The organism is Glycomyces sp. MUSA5-2, from assembly GCF_037034145.1.
GTDB lineage: Bacteria > Actinomycetota > Actinomycetes > Mycobacteriales > Micromonosporaceae > Glycomyces > Glycomyces artemisiae.
In genome coordinates, this window is sequence record NZ_JBAGKG010000023.1 from 1 (window position 1) to 1,710 (window position 1,710).

General features: G+C 67.8%; 4 protein-coding genes. 2 read left to right on the forward strand and 2 right to left on the reverse strand.

Features of this window, described 5'->3' with window-relative positions:
• The first annotated feature begins 53 nt into the window (after positions 1–53).
• Both WA640_RS28645 and WA640_RS28650 read left to right on the forward strand, forming a co-directional pair.
• On the forward strand, positions 54–353 hold the full coding sequence (locus WA640_RS28645) for a type II toxin-antitoxin system prevent-host-death family antitoxin (protein ID WP_335992377.1): 300 nt from the start codon (positions 54–56) through the stop codon (positions 351–353).
• Positions 350–631 carry a type II toxin-antitoxin system RelE family toxin gene (locus WA640_RS28650; protein WP_335992379.1) on the forward strand — a complete coding sequence of 94 codons (282 nt, stop codon included), beginning with the start codon at positions 350–352 and terminating at the stop codon, positions 629–631. The genes WA640_RS28645 and WA640_RS28650 overlap by 4 nt, the downstream gene beginning before the upstream one ends.
• Positions 632–694: 63 nt before the next feature.
• Here the strand turns inward: WA640_RS28650 and WA640_RS28655 are convergent, their stop codons facing one another.
• On the reverse strand, positions 695–1,096 hold the full coding sequence (locus WA640_RS28655) for a hypothetical protein (RefSeq protein ID WP_335992381.1): 402 nt from the start codon (positions 1,094–1,096) through the stop codon (positions 695–697).
• Positions 1,093–1,710, reverse strand: a 618-nt coding sequence (locus WA640_RS28660; RefSeq protein ID WP_335992382.1) for a recombinase family protein, incomplete at its 5' end; no start/stop codon positions are given. The genes WA640_RS28655 and WA640_RS28660, both read right to left, overlap by 4 nt.

Genomic DNA, 1,710 nt, shown 5'->3' on the forward strand with positions numbered 1-1,710 from the left:
GCGGCGCCGCCGAACCGGTGGCGTACGTGACGTACGGAGCGTACGGTTGAGGCATGGACACCACCGAAGACCGCGTCGTCGACGAGATCGGCGTGACCGCGCTGCGCGACCACCTGGCCGAGACCGTCACCGAGGTCCAGCATGACGGCCGCCGCGTCTACCTGACCAAGGGCGGCCGCCGCGTCGCCGCGCTCGTCCCCGTCGACGAGGCCGAGATGCTCGACCGCCTGGAGGACGAGTACTTCGCCCGCCGCGTCGAAGAGGTCCTCGCCGCCCAGGGCGACAAGCCGCTCAAGCCCTACGCCCAGGTCCTGGCCGACGTCGCCGCGGCCGACCGCGGCGAGGCCGCGTGAGCGACGCCGAGGCCGAACCGGTCTGGAACCTGGCCTTCACCGACGAGGCCGACAAGCAGTTCGCGCGACTCGACAAGCCCGTCCGCCGTCGCATCGACACCGCGTTGAAGCGGCTCCAGGCGGATCCCCGCCCGGTCGGGGCGATCAAGGTCAAGGGATCCAATGCCATGCGCTACCGCGTGGGCGACTGGCGCATCATCTACCAGATCCGCGACGGCGAGCTCGTCATCGTCGTCATCGAGATCGGCCACCGCAGCAGCGTCTACCGCGACTACTAGTGCCGCAGGACAAGACGAAGGGCCCGCCGAACGGCGGGCCCTTCGCTGCTGCGGGGCGAAGACTCAATCTCCGAAGTAGTCCCGGATCAAGCCGTGGAGCCGAGCGGCTTCGTCCAACCCAGCGTCGTTGGCTTGGGCAAGCACTTCGAGCAGCGCCGCCCATTCGATGGCGGGCAGCGCGACTTCGGTCCGGGTTCCCTCGGCGATCGGCAGGCCCCAGGCGAGGGCGATCCGCTTGTAGACGTGAAGGGTCCACTCGCGGTAGACGCGGTCTTGGAGATCGGGCGTCGGGTGCCGGAACAGGACCTCCAAATCCCCCGGGTCGGTGTACACCTGCTTCCCGGTCCACCCGCACGAACATGAGAGCTTGGCGGACTTGGTTTCGTCCTCGACGTACTTCGCCACGGCGGTGTGGTTGTCGGCTTCCTCGACTTCGAGGCTCAGCGTGATGCGCTCGGTGGTCATGCCGAGGCATCGCTCGCTTCGGCCTCGGCGGCCTTCTTCCGGTCGTGCGCCTGGAGCGCTTCGGAGATGATCCCGATGGCCGGGGAGCGGGTCTTGCCGTCGGCGGTCTTGTAGTGGAGGTGCGGCTGGATCTGCCGGATGGTGAAGCCCTGCTCGCGAAGTGCGACGGCCTGGATGACCATCGCCTCGCTCATGACCTTCTTCCGTCCGCCCTTCTTGCCGCGGGCGGCTGCGGCGGCGAGCCCGTCTTTGGTCTTGCGGACGATGTCGCGGCGGCGGTCCTCTGCGATTGCGAAGGCCATGTCGAGAACGAAGGACCGCTCGATGTGCTCGCCGGCGGCGATGCCTTCCAGAATCTTCACGGGGATGCCGCGGCTGAACAAGTCCTCCAGGACGATGAGGCCGTCGATCAGGTTCCTGCCGAACCTGTCGGCTTCCTGAACGCAGAGCAGGTCGCCCTCGCGGAGGTAGTCGACGGCGGCCTGGAGCTCGGGGCGATCGGCAAGCTTGAGCTTCCCCGAGGCCTTCTCCTCGAAGACCTTGATGCAGCCGGCCTTCTGCAAGGCGTCGTGCTGGCGAGCGGTTCGTTGCTTGTCGGTACTGACGCGGACGAG